This window comes from Candidatus Regiella insecticola LSR1, from assembly GCF_000143625.1.
GTDB lineage: Bacteria > Pseudomonadota > Gammaproteobacteria > Enterobacterales > Enterobacteriaceae > Regiella > Regiella insecticola.
The window spans coordinates 1-14340 of the sequence record NZ_GL379591.1; the positions used below are offsets into that span (position 1 = coordinate 1).

General features: G+C 42.8%; 13 protein-coding genes and 2 pseudogenes. 6 read left to right on the plus strand and 9 right to left on the minus strand.

Annotation, left to right across the window (positions count from 1 at the left end):
• Positions 1-82: 82 nt before the first annotated feature.
• From cydD to infA, 6 genes and pseudogenes are all read left to right on the plus strand, one after another.
• The gene (cydD, locus tag REG_RS04635; RefSeq protein ID WP_006704670.1) at positions 83-1855 is read left to right on the plus strand and encodes a heme ABC transporter permease/ATP-binding protein CydD; all 1773 of its coding nucleotides are present in this window, start codon (positions 83-85) and stop codon (positions 1853-1855) included.
• Positions 1852-3597: a heme ABC transporter ATP-binding protein/permease CydC gene (cydC, locus tag REG_RS04640; RefSeq protein WP_006704671.1), complete on the plus strand. Its 1746-nt coding sequence runs from the start codon at positions 1852-1854 to the stop codon at positions 3595-3597. Before cydD ends, cydC begins: the two co-directional genes overlap by 4 nt.
• A 4-nt stretch (positions 3598-3601) precedes the next feature.
• A pseudogene (locus tag REG_RS04645) lies at positions 3602-4015 on the plus strand (leucyl/phenylalanyl-tRNA--protein transferase); the annotation flags it as partial.
• Positions 4016-4134: 119 nt separating this feature from the next.
• Positions 4135-4482 (plus strand): annotated as a pseudogene (locus tag REG_RS10695) (leucyl/phenylalanyl-tRNA--protein transferase); the annotation flags it as partial.
• Entirely contained in the window at positions 4418-4555 is a 138-nt protein-coding gene (locus REG_RS13175) for a hypothetical protein (RefSeq protein WP_176603433.1), read from the plus strand. The pseudogene REG_RS10695 and the gene REG_RS13175, both read left to right, overlap by 65 nt.
• A 159-nt stretch (positions 4556-4714) precedes the next feature.
• On the plus strand, positions 4715-4933 hold the full coding sequence (gene infA / locus REG_RS04655; RefSeq protein ID WP_006704672.1) for a translation initiation factor IF-1: 219 nt from the start codon (positions 4715-4717) through the stop codon (positions 4931-4933).
• A gap of 40 nt (positions 4934-4973) precedes the next feature.
• Here infA and REG_RS10700 read toward each other — a convergent pair whose 3' ends face one another.
• The 9 genes from REG_RS10700 to macA all read right to left on the minus strand — a co-directional run bounded on the left by REG_RS10700 (position 4974) and on the right by macA (position 14130).
• The gene (locus REG_RS10700; protein WP_071985170.1) at positions 4974-5969 is read right to left on the minus strand and encodes an autotransporter outer membrane beta-barrel domain-containing protein; all 996 of its coding nucleotides are present in this window, start codon (positions 5967-5969) and stop codon (positions 4974-4976) included.
• Positions 5926-6375, minus strand: a complete 450-nt coding sequence (locus tag REG_RS10705; RefSeq protein ID WP_050749321.1) for a hypothetical protein — start codon at positions 6373-6375, stop codon at positions 5926-5928. Before REG_RS10705 ends, REG_RS10700 begins: the two co-directional genes overlap by 44 nt.
• A complete protein-coding gene (locus REG_RS10710) occupies positions 6372-7301 on the minus strand; it encodes an autotransporter-associated beta strand repeat-containing protein (protein ID WP_050749322.1) in 930 nt (309 codons plus the stop codon). Before REG_RS10710 ends, REG_RS10705 begins: the two co-directional genes overlap by 4 nt.
• A 34-nt stretch (positions 7302-7335) precedes the next feature.
• Positions 7336-7953: a hypothetical protein gene (locus REG_RS04665; protein WP_039907376.1), complete on the minus strand. Its 618-nt coding sequence runs from the start codon at positions 7951-7953 to the stop codon at positions 7336-7338.
• A 297-nt stretch (positions 7954-8250) separates the two neighbouring features.
• Positions 8251-10533 carry an ATP-dependent Clp protease ATP-binding subunit ClpA gene (clpA, locus tag REG_RS04670; RefSeq protein WP_039907378.1) on the minus strand — a complete coding sequence of 761 codons (2283 nt, stop codon included), beginning with the start codon at positions 10531-10533 and terminating at the stop codon, positions 8251-8253.
• Positions 10534-10560: 27 nt separating this feature from the next.
• A complete protein-coding gene (gene clpS, locus REG_RS04675) occupies positions 10561-10881 on the minus strand; it encodes an ATP-dependent Clp protease adapter ClpS (protein WP_006704674.1) in 321 nt (106 codons plus the stop codon).
• Positions 10882-10898: 17 nt separating this feature from the next.
• On the minus strand, positions 10899-11048 hold the full coding sequence (locus tag REG_RS13710) for a hypothetical protein (RefSeq protein ID WP_218015664.1): 150 nt from the start codon (positions 11046-11048) through the stop codon (positions 10899-10901).
• A 92-nt stretch (positions 11049-11140) separates the two neighbouring features.
• Positions 11141-13090, minus strand: coding sequence for a macrolide ABC transporter ATP-binding protein/permease MacB (gene macB / locus REG_RS04680; protein WP_006704675.1), 1950 nt, complete (start codon positions 13088-13090; stop codon positions 11141-11143).
• Positions 13087-14130, minus strand: coding sequence for a macrolide transporter subunit MacA (gene macA / locus REG_RS04685; RefSeq protein ID WP_071985171.1), 1044 nt, complete (start codon positions 14128-14130; stop codon positions 13087-13089). The genes macB and macA overlap by 4 nt, the downstream gene beginning before the upstream one ends.
• Between the last annotated feature and the right edge of the window lie 210 nt (positions 14131-14340).

Consider the following 14340-nt stretch of genomic DNA (forward strand, 5'->3'; position numbering starts at 1 on the left):
AATTAAACTGATTCGGCTATACGTGATTCGGCGAGCGCCCGCAGACAACAAAGCCGTAACTTGAAAGGCGAAGGGTATACTGATGAATAAAACAAGACAGCATGAGTTAATGCACTGGTTGAAAAAACAACGAAAACCGGTGCAGTTTTGGCTCAGGTTATCTATGTTGCTTGGCTTGTTAAGTGCAGGATTGATTATCGTTCAAGCAGGGTTACTGGCAACCCTGTTACAATCTTTGATTGTGGATCAGCTTCCCCCTACCCTACTGCTTAAATATTTTGGCTTACTGATCATCACCTCTGCATTACGTGCTCTTATTCATTGGGGACGTGAACGAATTGGCTTTATTAGCGGTATGGGGATCCGATCGCGGATCCGTAAAATCGTGTTGGATAAACTGGAACAATTGGGGCCATCTTGGGTGCAAGGCAAGCCAGCCGGGAGTTGGGCGACGATTATTCTTGAGCAAATTGACGATATGCAAGATTATTATTCACGTTACCTACCACAAATGTATCTTGCTGCTTTTATCCCATTATTAATTTTAATGGCTATTTTTCCCATTAATTGGGCAACAGGGCTGATTTTATTGATCGCCGCTCCCTTGATACCCCTGTTTATGATGTTAGTCGGCATGGGAGCGGCAGAGGCAAATCGGCGCAATTTTATTTCCTTAGCGCGCTTAAGCGGTAAATTTTTTGATAGTTTACGAGGATTAGATACCTTGCGCCTATTTCATCGCGCGCAAGCCGAAACCGATCAAATTCGCGCAACATCAGATCAATTTCGTCGACGAACCATGGAAGTACTGCGCTTAGCTTTTCTTTCTTCCGCCGTGTTAGAATTTTTTGCCGCGGTTTCTATCGCAATGGTGGCCGTTTATTTCGGTTTTTCTTATCTCGGTGCACTCGATTTTGGTCGTTATCATACCGGAGTGACTGTTTTTTCTGGTTTTTTCGTATTAATGCTCGCCCCAGAATTTTTCCAACCCTTACGGGATCTCGGTACCTTCTATCATGCCAAAGCACAAGCACTGGGTGCCGCTGAATCACTGGTCACCTTTTTAACAAGTGAAGCGGAAACCACCATCAACACTGGAAATAAAAAACTATCTGGCGATGATCCCATCACGCTCATCGCCAATCAATTAGAAATCATCGCCACCAATGGTACTCGCCTCGCGGGGCCATTAAATTTTTCGGTAGTTGCCGGGCAACGTATTGCCATCGTCGGTCATTCCGGGGCAGGAAAAAGTTCATTACTGTCTCTGTTACTTGGTTTTTTACCTTATCGAGGGTCAATAACAGTCAATGGCGTCGAGCTAAGAGAGCTTGATCTAACAGCATGGCGTCAGCAGGTAAGTTGGGTCGGACAAAATCCTTATCTCCCTGCACAAACCTTGGCTGAAAATATTTTGCTGGCTAAACCCGATACCCATGAAACGCAACTACAGCAGACCATCAAACGCGCCTATGTTGACGAATTTTTAACGGATTTACCGCAGGGGCTAACAACGGAAATTGGCGATCAAGCCGCCCGCCTTTCGGTTGGCCAGGCACAGCGGGTCGCAGTAGCACGGGCTTTGCTCAATCCCTGCCGCTTATTATTATTGGACGAACCCAGTGCTAACCTTGATGTCAATAGTGAACAACGTGTAATGAGCGCATTAATGGCCGCTTCCCATGCGCAAACAACGCTGCTGGTGACGCATCAGCTAGAAAACACCGTCGATTATGATTTGATTTGGGTCATGGAGCGGGGTTTGCTGATTCAGCAAGGGGATCACGCGACGCTTAGTAAAACTGCAGGGGCTTTTGCCAATTTACTTAGCTATCGATGCGAGGCAAGTTCATGATTCTACTGCCCTTATTAGCATTGTACCGCCGTCACTGGTTTTGGATCAGTTTGGGAATTGTGCTCGCAACCCTCACCCTGTTAGCCTCAATAGGACTGCTTACACTTTCAGGCTGGCTGTTAGCAGGTACCGCCCTGGCTGGACCGGCTGGACTATACAGTTTTAATTATTTATTGCCCGCGGCAGGAATAAGAGCGGCAGCCATGATAAGAACAGTGGGACGTTATACCGAGCGAGTTGTTAATCACGACGCTACTTTTCGCGTCCTCGCTGATCTGCGTGTCTTTACCTTTAAAAAAATCCTACAGTTATCCCCAGCAAGCACCAACCGCTTTCAACAAAGTGATCTCTTGAATCGGCTGGTTGCTGATGTCGATACCTTAGATCACCTTTATCTACGTGTGATCGCTCCCTTTATCGCCGCATTAATAGTGATATTGGTCGTCACTTACGGATTAATTTGGCTGGATGTCACATTGGCGTTCACATTAGGCATTATTCTGCTGGGATTATTACTGCTCTTGCCTATGGTTTTTTATCGGGCGGGTAAACCTATTGGCGAGGCGTTGACGCATTTACGCAGTCGGTATCGCTGTCAGCTTACCCGCTGTTTGCAGGGACAAGCAGAACTGTTGGTATTTGGTGCTTTTGGGCGGTTTCGCGCAAAATTAGAAAAAATTGAACAACGCTGGTTAGCTCAGCAGCAACAGCAAGCGTCTTTGGTGGCGATTGCCCAATCACTGATGATATTCGCCTCTGGCCTGACGGTAACCTTATTATTATGGTTAGTGGCAGAAAATATGACTTTCACTCACAGAGAAGGCAATAATCAATCGGCAGCACTCATTGCATTACTTGTCTTTACAACAATCGCCGCTTTTGAAGCTTTATCACCAGTAGCTACTGCTTTTCAATACTTAGGACAGGTGATCACTTCTGCTCGGCGCGTGCTAGAGCTGATCACGAAAAAATCCAGCATCGTCTTTCCTCACAGGGTTAGCGCCGTCGCAGAAAACATCGAGCTGGAAATAAAACAGGTGAGTTTCACTTATCCCAATCAACCATTACCTGTCTTGCAAAATATTTCATTATCCATATCAGCAGGGGAACATATCGCCATCGTTGGACGTACCGGCTGCGGGAAATCAACATTATTGCAGTTATTAACCCGTGCATGGGATGTGACTCAGGGTGATATTTTTATCAATCAGCAGCCGCTAGCAAATTTTAATGAAAAAACATTACGTCAGATGATGGTGGTTGTCAGTCAGCGGATCCATATTTTTAGTGATACTTTGCGGGCAAATTTGCTACTCGCCTCTCCCCTCGCGACAGATAAAGCATTGGAAACAGTATTAAACCAAGTTGGATTACAAAATTTGTTAGAAAATAGTGAAGGTTTAAATGCATGGCTTGGAGAGGGAGGCCGCAGCTTATCAGGTGGAGAACAACGCCGTTTAGGCGTTGCCCGGGCGCTTTTACATCCCGCCCCATTATTGCTACTGGATGAGCCAACAGAAGGATTGGATGCCACTACCGAGCAACAGATTTTGTCTCTATTGCGCCAACATGGTCAGAATAAAAGTATGATATTGATCACCCATCGCCTGTACGGACTCGATACAATGGATCGCATTTGTGTCATGGACGCAGGTCGCCTTGTTGAACAAGGTGATCATCGGCAATTAATGAACAAGAAAGGTCGTTATTATCAGCTCGGTCAATGGAGCGCTAAAGTATAAATATATGGATATCACTCAGCTAGCAGCGCATTCTTTTACTTTTCCCGCGCCGGAATTAGCACTGAAGGAGCCTAATGGCCTCTTGGCTTTAGGTGGCGATCTCCGTGTCCCTCGACTATTGGCAGCCTATCAGCAAGGGATATTCCCTTGGTTTAGCCCGGGTGATCCGATCCTGTGGTGGTCACCCGATCCCCGTGCCATACTCTATCCCACAGAATTGCATATCAGTCTTAGTATGCGCCGCTTCCTACGCCAATGCCCTTATCGTTTTACACTTAATTGTGCTTTTTCTGATGTGGTAACAGCTTGCGCCACTGCGCGTAAAGAAGAAACCTGGATCAGCGGTGAAATACAGCAAGCTTATTGCCAATTACATCAACTAGGCTATGCCCATTCGGTGGAGGTATGGCAGGAGGATATACCCTCCGCCTTTGACGCCGCCGCATTGTTGGCTACGAGCCCTCGCCCAGGTGTACACTACACTCATCGGGTCACACGCCCTGGCCGCCTAGCGGCAACTTCAAAGACTGTGGGTATAAACTGGTTGGCGGTTTATATGGTGTCGCGCAGGGCACGTTATTTTGTGGTGAGTCAATGTTTAGCCTGGCAGATAATGCGTCTAAAAGTGCATTAATGGTTTTCTGTCATCATTTTTCTTCTCATGGAGGAGAATTAATTGACTGTCAGGTGCTCAACGCTCACACTGCATCACTTGGCGCGAGAGAAATCCCACGCCATTATTTTTTACAACAATTGCAGCAGCTACAGCTGAGTTCAGTATCGACTGAATGTTGGCCAGTTCAAGTATTGTATATACCCAATGAATTTCGAGTTACGGCAAGGCGGCAAGGGAGTGAGACCGATGAGCGTAGACATACTAAGTGATTCGGCGAGCACCCGCCGCCAACGCCGCCGTAACTTGAAAGGCGAAGGGGGTATAGACCTCTGGCCGGCTTAGAGTAAAATATTGAGCCATACCCTTCGCCTTTAAAGCCGCCGCGTTGTTAGCGGCGGGTATATAAAAGCCTCCGCGGTATGCAACACACCTTTACATAATGTAGATTTTTCGGCATTATCTTTCGGTTAAAAATTAAGGTAGTAACCCCTAGAGGATTCGATGGCCAAAGAAGACAATATTGAAATGCAGGGTACCGTCATAGATACGTTACCAAATACCATGTTCCGCGTTGAATTGGAAAACGGACACCAGGTAACCGCTCATATCTCTGGTAAAATGCGTAAAAATTATATCCGCATTTTGACAGGCGACAAAGTCAGTGTGGAATTAACCCCATACGATCTCACTAAAGGCCGTATTATCTTCCGTGCCAGGTAGAGATCCCTCGCCCAAACCGGGCGAGGAAAGAGATTAGCCTTTAAAAACGCCAACTAAGACTAGCATTAACGCTATTTTCCTTATGATGTTGAGACAATAAACCAGCATAACCTAAGGAAACTGAGGTATTGGTACTTACTGGTAATTTAGCACTGACCTTTATTACTGCGCTGTCACGTGCAACGGGGACACTATTGACAGTAAAAGGTCTGTTGCTTCCTTGAAATTTTAACGATTTACCGCGAGCTAGCTCACCATATTGGTGCTGCCATCCCAATTCACCGCGGACAGTCAGCTGAGCAGTTTTACTGACTAACCAGTGACGCTCTCCTCGTAAGCCTATCGTTGACAAAACTTCATCCTTATGTTGTTTACTACCGTGCAATGCAGCAGCACTACCCTGCTCATTAATCGTATTGCTTTGAAAATTGATGTACGTCAGATTGGCAAACGGCTCTAAATTTGTTTCATGCGTTTTTGTACGGTAACTCGTCTCAGCGAATATCTGTCTGGTGTTAGCAGTGTACTTGGCATTTTCAGCTTCTTCGATTGAGCGTGAGGTATCAAAATTGTGCCAAGCAGATGCCACACCGCCTCGTAACGACCAGGAACCAAACTGTTGGCCAAGATAAAGCGCTAAATGATAGTTATCACTGTCAGCAGAAGATCCGTAATCGTTGTTCATTTTTGAATGCGTAAAACCTGTCGCAATACCAAAACGCCAATCATCAATCAATGGCGTATCTACCCCCAAAAGCACCCCTCGCGTTGAAGCCTGGTAACCCGTCGCATTATTGTCACCAAAAGAATGTGCATTGATATTTAAGAATTGCCCCCAGACACCATTGTCATCCGTTTTAATATCTGAGGAAGTGAGTAAACTATTTGCTTGAAGTAGACGACCCTTGACCGCCTCTCGTACATGGCGGCTAGCATTTATTTGTGTCGAAGCCGCATCAGCATGAACTTGACCTGATAAATGTTTAAACAACCTACGTGCTTGCAAAGGTGAATGGGACGATAAGATATGGTTCATACACGGAATGACCACCGCCGAGTTGATCTGCCGCGATGGCGACTTCCCTCTCATTAGCATTTTTCGCCACACTGGCAAAGTGAGTGAGGTTACGGCTAATACTCAGTGTGACTTGCTTGGGTTGATAAACCAAATCAGTATTCAAAAACAGGTAGTTTGATTTTACAGAGGCAAAACGCCCTTTAATAGCATTATCGGCGTTAAGAATAGCATATTGCTTTCCTAGTAAACTGGGTACTGTCGTTTTCAGCAGCCCTTTTTTAGTCGCTTCCAATAAAACAATGACACCACCCCCATCCAAAGTAATTTTACCCCTGCTGTGCGTTTTATCACTTCGACCATCTGCAGCGAACTCGACTTCATACTGTGAGCCCTGCTCAAAAAGGATATCGTCGGTAACATTCAATTGACCAATCGAATTTTACCAAGCGCTAATATTCCTCCTTTATTTACCTTTAACGCAGCAATAGAGCCTGAGCCCATCAATCTGCCACCATTATTTAAATTAATGGCTGAGCTTAATGTGCCATTAACCACTAAGATGCCATTGTTAACGATTGTTGATTGGGAATAATGGTTATTACCCGTCAACACCACAGTGCCTTTATTAATCTCTAATCCAGCAAAGCTATTATTTCCCGCTAATATTAATATCCCTCCACCTTTCTTAATCAAGCGACCCTTTCCAGAGATATCATTTTTCCAAACATCAGCAAGAGCAAAATCGGCAACATCATATTGCTCATTATCTTCACTCTGATTCACCATCAGATCATGATAAAGATAAGTTGGACCATCGTAAGCTAAAGGTAAATTAATTAATCCCCAGTTTTTATCGACATCATTAGGGTTGACTGCCTGCCAGCTCGCCAGTGAATTAACGGGGTACGCCGTTCCAGCTAATATTTGTTGCCGGTCCGTATTGCTTAAATAGGGAAAACGTAAACGGAGTAAATAATGGGCTTGTGATGGAAGCTGCTCTGGCGTTAAATGGCTAGCTGATTTTTTCGTGATTAAACCATAATAACCTACGGAATAGTCATTTTTTTTATAAGCATCCGCTATCGGTTCACTTTGAATTGAAAGACAGGTCCGTAAACTCCGTCGACATTCAGTCGCTATTTGTTGGTGAATATGTTGGCGAATATTTTTAGCCGTATCAACGATCACGCTAGTTCTTTTATTGTCAGATAAAATCTGAGAGAGATAATAATAATGGCCGATACGGGCAGCAATAGTATCAGTGGGAAAGTGATCACCGGCGATAACCCTACTTTCACCAATTTGCAAAGCACGAGAAAATATTTCTCGCCCTCGTTCAGGGAAAATCATTGCTGATACTGCCGCTTGTTCAAAAGCACGCCAGCTATGACCGCTTGGAAAGGAAGGAGATTTTTTTTACTTTGCGTCGGGCGGGGGGGCGCAGAAATTTATCTTTAAGAATGAGATGGGCAGATTTAATCAGCTGTTCTTTTCCTTGATATTTAAAATGACCCTCTACCTGAGTGGCATCGGTATAAAGTGATCGTAAACTCTGATAAGGGAAATATTCTATAATATTTAATAAGGGTAGTTTTCCCAGTGTGGCGTGAAAAAAAGTATCATAGAGATGTTGTTTATTATCATTTTCTGCCAACTCTTTGCGTTCTGATGTCGCATTATTTTGATAATTAATAATACCTTGATTGTCTAATTTAGCTATATATGAAGTTGGCGATGGATAAGCCGTTAAAATATTCTTTTTTAGCGGCTCAAACCAATTTGTACGATCAGCATGAATTAGTTTTTCTTCTTCTTTTAGGCTTGATTCTTTTACTGCCGCAGAGGCATTACTTGCATAAAATGTAATCCCAAAAAAGATATATAAAATAATTAATTTATTTTTTTTATTATAATCACTATTATTTTTACGATTCCTATTTTTATTATCCAAAGAGTAAAAACATCGCTCACTGATTAATATACCAAATAAATTTACTAACATACCTATCGATTTAAATTAAATATTGCGGTCAAATTACAACCAAATTGGCGTAAAATATACTATATCTAAAATAAACAATAACAAAATTAATGTAAAAATATTATATTTAAGACAAAATCAAGGGGAGACTAAAAGACAGGCTGCATTACCGCTTTCCTTGGCGGCAATGTCATATACCCTTCGCCTTTCAAGTTACGGCTTTGTTGTCTGCGAGCGCTCGCCTCATCAGGTAGTATGTCTACGCTCATCGGTCTCACCCCCTTGCCGTAACTCGAAATTCATTGGGTATATCGTCGGTTAATTAAGAACAGCTCCAGCCGTTTTACGATTCTTGGCTGCTTGAAATTGGTAGCTGAGTTTCTGTTTATTTTTATATAAACTCACAATAACCGAACCACCATAAAGTAGTGATCCAAACAACAGTTCATTAGCCAATGGTTTTTTCAGATTTTCTTGAATGATCCGCTCCATTGGCCTTGCTCCCATCGCTCTATCATAACCTTTTTCTGTCAGCCAATTACGTGCCTCATCACTGACCTCCAGAGATACTCCCTTCGCATCGAGCTGTGCTTGCAATTCGACGATAAATTTATCAACAATTTGCTGGATCACGATAATTGAAAGATGATTGAACCAAATAATATTATCCAAGCGGTTACGAAACTCCGGTGTAAATATTTTTTTGATTTCTTCCATCGCGTCGCTACTATTATCCTGTTGTTGAAAACCAATAGAGGTTCGCTGGGATTCCCTTACCCCCGCATTGGTTGTCATTACAACGATAACATTACGAAAATCGGCTTTGCGGCCATTATTGTCGGTTAGCGTGCCGTTATCCATTACCTGTAATAACAAATTGAACAAATCAGCGTGTGCTTTTTCGATTTCATCAAGCAGTAAGACCGAATGCGGATGTTTGATCACCGCATCCGTCAATAATCCCCCTTGATCGTAACCAACATATCCTGGAGGCGCGCCAATGAGACGACTAACGGTATGACGCTCCATATATTCAGACATATCAAAGCGCAGCAATTCAATATGTAACGCCTTCGCTAGCTGTACTGTGACTTCCGTTTTTCCGACACCTGTCGGGCCAGCGAAAAGAAATGAGCCGACAGGTTTTCTCTCATGACCTAACCCAGCTCGACTCATTTTGATGGCTTCGGTTAAGGCTTCAATCGCTTTATCCTGCCCAAATACCAACATATTCAATCTATCACGCAAATGTTGCAGCTTATTTTTATCACATTCTGAAATAGCTTTCTCTGGTATTCTTGCCATTCGTGAGATCACGACTTCAATATCTGTCACATTAACGGTTTTTTTACGCTTATTAGGGCGCATTAATCGACTACGTGCGCCGGCTTCATCAATGACATCAATCGCCTTATCCGGTAAGTGGCGATCATTAATATACTTAACTGACAGCTCTACCGCGGCACGTACCGCTTTAGTGGTATAGCGTACATCATGATGCATTTCATATTTTGGTTTTAATCCATTAATAATCTGTATTGTTTCTTCCGCGGTGGGTTCTATAATGTCAATTTTTTGGAAACGACGCGCTAAAGCCCGATCTTTCTCAAAAATATTGCTGAATTCTTGATAAGTGGTCGATCCCATAACTCTAATTTTTCCGCTAGAAAGCAGAGGCTTAATCAAATTAGCCGCATCAACTTGTCCACCAGAAGCCGCACCTGCACCAATCATCGTATGAATTTCATCAATAAATAGAATGCTTTCTTTATCTTGTTCGAGTTGTTTCAATAATATTTTGAAACGTTTTTCAAAATCGCCCCGATATTTGGTACCCGCCAACAATGAACCAATATCGAGAGAATACAGCTTACATTTTGCGATAATTTTTGGCACATTACCTTGCACAATTCGCCAGGCGAGTCCTTCAGCAATAGCGGTTTTACCCACACCCGACTCACCGACCAACAAAGGATTATTTTTTCGTCGGCGACACAATACCGTAATAGCACGTTCTAATTCATTATCTCGACCGATAAGCGGGTCGATACCCCCTACGCTAGCCTGTTGATTGAGATTAGTGGTGAAGTTCTCTATGGATTCTTCTCCCATTGAAGACCCTTCACTCATCGAAGACTCTGTCTCTTTAGGGGGTTGTTCTGGTTCATTTTTACACAAACCATGGGAAATAAAATTCACCACATCTAAACGGCTAACATCATGTTTGCGTAATAAATAAGCTGCCTGTGATTCCTGTTCGCTGAAGATAGCCACTAATACATTAGCACCTGAAACTTCACCACGTCCGGATGATTGAACATGGAATATCGCCCGCTGTAATACTCGTTGAAAACTCAATGTCGGTTGAGTATCACGCTCCGTTTCTCTATCTGATAATATCGGTGTGGTTTGTTCGATAAAAGCTTCCAACTCTTGCCGTAAAGCAACAAAATCAACTGCACATGCCACTAGCACTTTTTCTGCTGCCGGATTATTCAGTAACGCCAGCAATAGGTGCTCCACGGTCATAAACTCATGTCTATTCTCTCGCGCATTGGCGAAAGCCATATTAAGACTGAGTTCAAGTTCTTGATTGAGCATAGGCACCTCCCCAATAAATTGCCTTAATCAGGCTTTTTTCAATGTGCAAAGCAATGGATGCTCATTTTTTCTAGCGTATTGATTGACTAACACTACCTTAGTTTCTGCAACTTCTGCGGTGAATACACCACAAATAGCTCTACCTTGATAATGAATATCCAGCATAATTTGCGTGGCAAGCTCGATATCATAAGAAAAGAACTTTTGTAAAACATCAATGACGAACTCCATCGGAGTATAGTCATCATTATTCAGTATAACTTTATATAAAGAAGGTGGTTGCAGTTTATCAATTTGTTGCTCGTTAACTAAATGTTCAACATCTAGTCCAGCATGGTTGTCGTTCATGACTCGCCTACTATTTACTAATATAACGGTTTTACTACATACCCTTCGCCTTTGAAGCCGCCGCCGCGTTGGCGGCGCTCGCTCGCCTCATCAGGTAGTATGTCTACGCTCATCGGTCTCACCCCCTTGCCGCCTAGCGGCAACTTCAAAGGCGAAGGGTATATCACATTTTCACCTTTTTGTATTTACTGTCTAATCCACACCGGCTTGCGATATCAACTTAACCTTCCCCTTAGCGCCGATGCGAAATCTTCTAAAATTACTCTCGAGCTAAAGCCTCAATAGGACTCAAACGCGCAGCATTACGAGCAGGCAAATAACCAAAAACAATACCAATCACAGTCGAGCATAAAAAAGCACTCAACATCGCCATCGGTGAAAAAACAATAGGCCAGCTAGGTAACAATATTGACATGACTAGGCCAACGCTCAATGACAGCATCACCCCCAAAGTCCCCCCCACTAAACACAACAATATGGCTTCAATCAGAAATTGTTGCATAATATCGCCTGGACGGGCACCCACAGCCATACGAATGCCTATTTCACGGGTACGCTCTGTCACCGAGACCAGCATGATATTCATCACGCCAATGCCGCCGACAATCAAAGAAATCACTGCGACCAATGTTAAAAAAAGTTGCATTGTACGTGTGGTTTTTTCTGCTGTTTGTAGAAGGGTATCCATATTATAAGTGTAAATATCTTTCTTGCCATGACGTAATGTCAACAAACGAACTAGCTTTTGTTCAACGTCTTTGCTGTCATATCCATCTTTAATGCGCACGGTAATCGAATCAAAATAAAATTTACCGTTCAATCGCTTTGACATAGTACGGTACGGCACCCATACCTGCAAAGTTTGGCTATTGTTAAACATCGATGGTTTTTTTCTCACCACACCTATTACCGTAGCAGGCATATTACCGATCAATATCACTTGACCTACCACGTTTTCCAAATGAGGGAATAAAAGCCGCTGGGTGTTATTATCAATCACGACCACTTGGCTTTGTTGATCAACCTGATATTGGCTAATAACGCTTCCCTGCGCCATCGTCATGCCAAAAACATGAAAATATTGACCATTGACACCAAACACATGACCAGCAACATCAACATTCCTCGAACGCAAACGCATACTACTGGCAATCAGCGGTGAAATCACATCAATATAAGGCTGAGCCGTTAACGCTTCTAGATCATTAGCCGTCAGTGAGCGTAAATGGCTAGGCTCGTCATCACCATAATCTTCCCCCGGATAAATATGGATAGTATTAGTACCGATAGCCCGAATATCAGCCAATACTTTTTTCTGTGCCGCCTCGCCAATCACCAAAATAAAAACTACCGAGGCGATACCAATAATGATCCCTAACATTGTCAATCCAGTACGCATTTTACTCGTCATCATGGCACACCAAGCCATCAATAATGCTTCACGCAGCCGGAAGACGGTTTGTTGCCACGAGGGAATATCCGCTTTCGGGCTCAAAGATTTCGTTGGCAACTTATTGGGCGACGGCTTAAAACCTGAATCAGCAATAATACTACCGTCACTAATTTCAATAATCCGTTCAGCTTGAGCGGCAACCTGCGCATCATGCGTGACGATAATGACAGTATGGCCTTGTTGTTGCAGCTGTTTAAGAATAGTGATGACTTCCACAGTAGAATGACGATCTAACGCCCCTGTGGGTTCATCCGCCAAAATAATTTGTCCACCGTTTATCAACGCTCGAGCAATACTGACCCGTTGTTGCTGCCCGCCAGAAAGCTGATTAGGCCGATAATTAGCTCGGGTTGATAATCCTAGGCGTGTCAGCAACATGCTCGCTCGTTCATGTCTTTTATTGTTAGACCATCCAGCATAAATAGCGGGTATTTCAACATTATGGGCTGCATTAAGATGAGGCAATAAATGATAACGTTGAAAAATAAAACCAAAATGCTCACGGCGTAAGATGGCAAGTCCGTCGTTATCAAGTGACGCTACATCCTGACCATTAACCAGATAAGTGCCTGTGGTCGGCTGATCTAAACAACCAAGAATATTCATTAAGGTTGATTTACCCGATCCAGAAGCGCCCATGATGGCTACCATTTCTCCCGCGTTAATTTTCAGCGATATATCCTTTAATACTTCAACGCTCTGTTCGCCAGAAGGATAGCTACGGTGGATAGATTTCAGTTCAAGTAGCGGCATCATAATGTTTTCTCTTGATAACTACTGCTGATAATAACCTCTTCACCGAGCATCAAACCGGAGAGAATCTGTACATTTATATTGTCACGAATACCGATAGTCACCTGACGTTCTTCTTCTTTACCCTTTTTTAACACAATGACTTGATAGAGATTATCAGCCAATTTTTTCCTCAAAGCGGCCAAGGGGATTACCATTGCTTGCTTGATATTGCTTAATTCTATGGAGATTTGTGCCGTCATTTGCAGACGAAGTAGAGCATCCGGGTTAGGGACTTCGAAACGTGCAAGGTAAAAAACAGCATCGTTGATTTTCTCCGGCATCGATAAAATGTCTTTTAAAACACCGTGAAAATATTTGCTTTGATCCCCCAATATAGTAAACGACGCTTTTAAACCCGGTGTTAAATGGATAACATCAGCCTCAGAAACTTGCGCATTGACTAACATGGTTTGCATATCCGCTAAGGTTAAAATAGTGGGAGCTTGTTGGGCAGCAATGACAGTTTGACCTTCTAGAGTAGTGATTTGAACAACTTCTCCCCCCATAGGCGCGGTAATTTTTGTATAATCGAGATTAATTTTTGCACTCTCTAAACTGGCGATGGTTTTATCAATTTGTGCTTTAATCGTCTCTAATCTGGCATTTTTTACCTCTAGCTCAGCGCTGGCTTTATCTAGCTCATTTTGTGAAATGACATGTAATTTAGCCAAAGTATGCTGACGATCTAACGTTAATTTGGTCAATCTACGCTCCGCCAGCCCTTGCCGTAACTGTGCATTCAAATCCTGTAAAATCGCATTTACTTCTCGGATCCTGCTTTCTGCCTGTTGCGCATCTATTACCGCTAACAACTGACCTTGCGTTACTTTATCACCGAGCTTTACATACAAATGCTTCAGTTGGCCACTCACCTGAGCCCCAACATCCAGTTTTCGTACTGCATCAAGTTTACCGATAGCTAATACTTTTTTCTGTAAATCTTGTGTCGTCACTTTTATTGTTTGATATTGAATAGGATGGGGTGCTATGAAGTATTTTATGGTAAAAAAATAGTAATCACTAGAATAATAATTGCTATGCCACTTCGTTTTAATCCTTTAAACCGTATCAAAATTATTATCCGCCTTATTTAATAAGTATCACCCAATTATTTTAAATTTTTGATTTTAATATAATAAAAAATTAATATAAAAATAATTATTATTTAATATAAATCCATTCTTTTTTATTATTTAACCTTAAATAAATTA